The organism is Dorea sp. 210702-DFI.3.17 (assembly GCF_020560825.1).
Classification (GTDB): domain Bacteria; phylum Bacillota; class Clostridia; order Lachnospirales; family Lachnospiraceae; genus Dorea; species Dorea formicigenerans.
Genome location: NZ_JAJCNB010000067.1, coordinates 1 through 2,835 on the forward strand (window position 1 = coordinate 1; position 2,835 = coordinate 2,835).

General features: G+C 39.9%; 4 protein-coding genes. 2 read left to right on the forward strand and 2 right to left on the reverse strand.

All coding sequences use genetic code 11. From position 1 onward, the window contains the following. Positions 1-112: 112 nt before the first annotated feature. A complete protein-coding gene (locus tag LI149_RS14845; protein WP_173786109.1) occupies positions 113-1,036 on the forward strand; it encodes a DMT family transporter in 924 nt (307 codons plus the stop codon). Positions 1,037-1,222: 186 nt separating this feature from the next. Further along, positions 1,223-1,561, forward strand: coding sequence for a helix-turn-helix domain-containing protein (locus LI149_RS14850; protein ID WP_005339999.1), 339 nt, complete (start codon positions 1,223-1,225; stop codon positions 1,559-1,561). A gap of 282 nt (positions 1,562-1,843) precedes the next feature. Here the strand turns inward: LI149_RS14850 and thrH are convergent, their stop codons facing one another. Then, positions 1,844-2,446, reverse strand: coding sequence for a bifunctional phosphoserine phosphatase/homoserine phosphotransferase ThrH (gene thrH / locus LI149_RS14855; protein WP_022278922.1), 603 nt, complete (start codon positions 2,444-2,446; stop codon positions 1,844-1,846). Between the two features lie 187 nt (positions 2,447-2,633). Beyond that, a partial coding sequence (locus tag LI149_RS14860) for a hypothetical protein (RefSeq protein ID WP_227143598.1) occupies positions 2,634-2,835 on the reverse strand: 202 nt, incomplete at its 5' end.

Here is a 2,835-nt window from a genome sequence, read left to right on the forward strand (position 1 = left end):
TTACACATATTTGGCGCCCTGTGGGACTAAACTTACCACTTTTTCAGTGGCGCCCCTATAGAAGTGGGAGTCATCTCCCGGCTGATATACAACTGTTAAAGGAGTGTCTATTATGTCTGGGGAACGTAAAAACACTATAGCAAAACCTACAACTGAAAAATCTAATGCTGCAACCAAAAATAAGCTATCACAGGGACAAGCCGATATTCTGATTGCCATCGTAGCCATGACCTGGGGCTGTTCATATCTTCTGATGAAAATCGGGCTGACAGGAATGCCGCCATTCTCTATTATTGCACTGCGTTTTTGCATTGCATTTATTACCGTTGCACTGGTTTTCTTGCCGAAAATGAAGCTGATGAACCTGCGCACTCTTGGATACGGAAGTATTCTCGGTCTGCTTCTGTTTGGTGTGTTTGCTTTTCTTGTTCCGGGAATGAAATACACGACCGCTTCCAATGCTGGATTCCTGGTTGGTATTGTGTCTGTATTCGTACCGGTAGTACACAGCTTTTTAAAACACAAACTGCCATCCAAACGTACAACTCTTGGAGTCCTTTTGGCTTTACTTGGAATCTGTCTGCTTACATTTTTCTCCACCTTTACAATTAATCTTGGAGATATTTTATGTATCCTCAGTGCATTTTCCTACACCATCCAGATTATTCTGATGGATCATTTTACAAAAGAAACTGACAGCTTTCTTCTTGGAATCTGGCAGCTTGGATTTGTCGGTCTGTATGGTGTGATCTTTACATTTTTATTTGAGACTCCCTCACTTCCGGGCAGTGGCGCGCAGTGGGGTGCAATTCTTGGTCTGGCGATAATCTGCAGTGCTTTTGGATTTATCGTTCAGCCAGTTGCTCAAGAATACACATCTCCGGAACATACCAGCATGCTTTTCGCACTGGAACCAGTATTTTCTATGATTTTTGCCTATATTTTTCTCCATGAAAAATTATCTCTGCAAGGAGCAATTGGGGCATTTCTGATTATGGTCGGTGTCGTGATTGCTGCAAGCACCCATGAAGAGTGATTACTCCCTCTTTTCCCGGAAATTTGTTTTATTTTCCTATTCAAGAATGCCTCGGCATTCGGTTTAATGCGCAAAAAATGAGATTACAACTAATCTCCAACGTTGCACTTCTTGATTATTTATAGTATAATTCTAAGTATACTTATTATTGTACTTAAAAGAAAAAATTTGATCATGGAGGTCATTATGAATAAAAATCAAAAAGACGGCAATTTTGAAGAAAACCTTGGCTCCCGCGTGAAGAAATTACGCCAGGAGATGAATCTGACACAGGCAGAGGTCGCAGATGCCCTGCACGTAACACCAGGATATATCAGCAACGTAGAGAACAATCGTACAGCAATGTCTCTTCGTATCCTGATCTACTATGCAAAGCTTATGAATACAACACTGGATTCTCTTGTTGGTTCTCTGGAGCCTGCTTATAAAGAAAACGCTCTAGACAATGAAGTTATGCATCTTGTAGCTCAGATGAATGATCTGGAAAAACAGAAATTAATCAATACATTAAGAATCTGGATTTAATTTATACTTATTGATTTTATAAGATGCCAGCAATCTGTGTTTTATCACGCAGATTAACCTGGCATCTTTTTTATTGCAATAAGATAAATAATATATAAAACCAACCGGGTATTCTTCATGAATTGAGTTATTTTCGTGATAGCTGCGAGCATAGTCTGTGTGATTATACACTGTTTGAACCGATTTATCGGTAAGTTTGTATAATCACACAGAAATAAGCGGCGCAGCAGTTATAGAAAATAAGCTCATCATGAAGAATACCCGGCTGGTCTTTTTATAAATTTATTTCATTGCTTCTTTAATCGCACTTAACAGTTCATCATATGTTTCATATGCCGGAATCTGTGGATAGTCTGCTTTGATCTTATCGGTACTTCTAAATAAAAATCCAGCTTTACTAGCCTGAATCATGCCAAGGTCATTATAAGAATCTCCACTTGCGATTGTGTCAAATCCGATAGACTGCAGTGCTTTGACTGTACTGAGTTTCGACTGTTCTACACGCATCTTGAATCCGGTAATCTCTCCATCTTCCGCAACTTCCAGTGTGTTACAGAACAATGTAGGCCATCCTAATTTCTCCATCAGTGGTGTTGCAAACTGTGTAAATGTATCACTGATAAGAATCACCTGACTAAATGTACGGAGCTCATCTAAGAACTCTTTTGCTCCCGGAAGCGGATCGATCTTGGCGATTGTCTCTTGAATTTCCTTCAATCCAAGACCATGCTCCTTTAAAATACCAAGACGCCATTTCATAAGTTTGTCATAATCAGGCTCATCTCTTGTTGTCTTTTTAAGTTCCGGAATATTACTTGCCTTGGCAAAAGCAATCCAAATTTCCGGTACTAATACTCCTTCTACGTCTAAACATGTGATATACATCGTTCTTTCCTCCTCTTTATATGTCATAAGATGATGTTGAGTACAAAAGCCTTCAATTATATTTTTTACTCTACACCTTGTGATACCTTGAAATCGTACGAAGCACCTTCTCCATCTCAAATGGCTTCGCCAGATGCTCATTCATACCGGCATTTTTTGCTTTCTGAATATCGTCAGCCCCAGAAGCTCACGCATATTTGCATCGGCCTCCATTACCGGTTCTTTTCCCTCTTGCTTGATAATCGACCAGATACCAATCTGTGCTCCGCAAAAGATTTCTTCTATATTCCTGGGGCATCTCTGCCTTAATATCTTCCAGTTCCTCAATCAGGATATTCCCCCCCTCAGCCTGTCCGAAAACCTTATTTTTAGGCATAAATTTAGCCCCT

Excerpts from the sequence above, each read along its gene's own strand:
- LI149_RS14845 (WP_173786109.1), top strand. The coding sequence starts at position 113 with ATGTCTGGGGAACGTAAAAACACTATAGCAAAACCTACAACTGAAAAA.
- LI149_RS14850 (WP_005339999.1), top strand. The coding sequence starts at position 1,223 with ATGAATAAAAATCAAAAAGACGGCAATTTTGAAGAAAACCTTGGCTCC.
- thrH (WP_022278922.1), bottom strand. The coding sequence starts at position 2,446 with ATGTATATCACATGTTTAGACGTAGAAGGAGTATTAGTACCGGAAATT.